General features: G+C 46.6%; 2 protein-coding genes. Both read left to right on the forward strand.

Annotated features, from left to right (window positions below):
• The first annotated feature begins 346 nt into the window (after positions 1–346).
• A complete protein-coding gene (locus QEH52_RS19820; protein WP_308952696.1) occupies positions 347–598 on the forward strand; it encodes a type II toxin-antitoxin system Phd/YefM family antitoxin in 252 nt (83 codons plus the stop codon).
• Positions 588–875 (forward strand): type II toxin-antitoxin system RelE family toxin, encoded by a 288-nt coding sequence (locus tag QEH52_RS19825; protein WP_308952697.1) that lies wholly within the window; start codon positions 588–590, stop codon positions 873–875. The genes QEH52_RS19820 and QEH52_RS19825 overlap by 11 nt, the downstream gene beginning before the upstream one ends.
• Positions 876–1,094 lie beyond the last annotated feature (219 nt).

Consider the following 1,094-nt stretch of genomic DNA (forward strand, 5'->3'; position numbering starts at 1 on the left):
ACGGCGAGGCATGCCACCCAACGAAGGTAGGTCTCACGACTGCGAGGCGAGTAGGCTTTACTATGGACATGCGCATAGAACTGCTGATACGTTTTAGACGACTTAGTTTTTGATAACTTAGTTTTTTTCATCCGGGCAGGTTAGCTAAAAACTAGCCTGTCCCGGAACTCAACTTTTACACTGGCAACCCAAACCGAAAACAACGCTCAAACAGAAACCGCCGCGTAGCGGCTTTGTTCAACCAGTCGGTATCAACTCCAGGGGCTGCGCCCCTTTCGTGATACACCTCGACGTTCAGTAAAAGAAAACTTGAAAAGTAAAAATAAATACTTAATTTAGACCTATTATGAGTCCTATATTAAGCCCATATTCAGCTAGTATTTCTGAGCTAAAGAGGAACCCAAGTCAACTGATCGAGCGAGCAGGGGGCGAAGTGGTCGCTATCTTAAACCACAACAAGCCAACCGCTTACCTAATTCCAGCAGAAGCTTACGAATGGATAAGCAATTTGATCGAGGATCAAGAGTTGAGAGCCATCATCGAAGAAAGAGAAGCAGAGCGAGCATCGGCCAAAGAAGTGACTCTCGATGAACTATAAGCTGAAGTTCCTGCCAAGCGCTCTGAAAGAGTGGAATAAAATCGGATCTACGATTCGAGAGCAGCTTAAGAAGAAACTACGCGAACGGTTGGAAAAACCCGTTGTCCCTGCAGATCGACTGACTGGATTCAAAAACCACTATAAAATCAAATTGCGCTCTGCGGGTTATCGATTGGTATACGAAGTAGTCGAAGAAGAGGTTTCGGTTATCGTGATCACCGTCGGAAAGCGAGAGCGCTCTGACGTATATATCAAAGCAAAAAAGCGAAGCCAATGACCCATATCGAGTAGGTGACGCCACTCGGGACGCCACCTCTCACACCACCCCCGACTCGCTTCGCTCATTCCCCTTCGGCGGGACTTAAAGCATCAGCTCGTCGGTTTGATCCACACTGCTTTCGCACGTAACCTCGCGATTACGCACTTGTGCTTCTCTAGTGATTGATTTGTTATTCAGGTCTTTCACAATGGACTTTCACCATATAAGGTTATCAAC

The organism is Thalassobacterium maritimum (assembly GCF_031127805.1).
In the GTDB taxonomy this organism is placed as follows: Bacteria; Verrucomicrobiota; Verrucomicrobiia; order Opitutales; family Coraliomargaritaceae; genus Thalassobacterium; species Thalassobacterium maritimum.